Consider the following 246-nt stretch of genomic DNA (forward strand, 5'->3'; position numbering starts at 1 on the left):
ATGCTTGGGACAATTCCATTTTTTGATAGTAAAGCTTGAACTTCATGGGCTCGATATTCAGAGCCTCTGTCAGTATGAAATAACAGGCGCTCTTGTGGCTTTCGATTTCTAATGGCCATTCTCAGCGAACTCATCGTTAGTTGTGTACTCTTCTTACTACCAAGCGACCAACCGACGACTTTACGCGAGTAAAGATCAATAACGACCGCTAGATACATCCAACGTTTGCCTTGCCTGATATACGTT

Annotated in this window: 1 protein-coding gene; it reads right to left on the reverse strand. The window is 43.1% G+C overall.

Annotated features, from left to right (window positions below; all coding sequences use genetic code 11):
* A partial coding sequence (locus IQO02_RS13805) for a DDE-type integrase/transposase/recombinase (RefSeq protein ID WP_193838588.1) occupies positions 1-246 on the reverse strand: 246 nt, incomplete at both ends.

This window comes from Vibrio sp. OPT24 (assembly GCF_015163545.1).
Taxonomy (GTDB): domain Bacteria; phylum Pseudomonadota; class Gammaproteobacteria; order Enterobacterales; family Vibrionaceae; genus Vibrio; species Vibrio cyclitrophicus.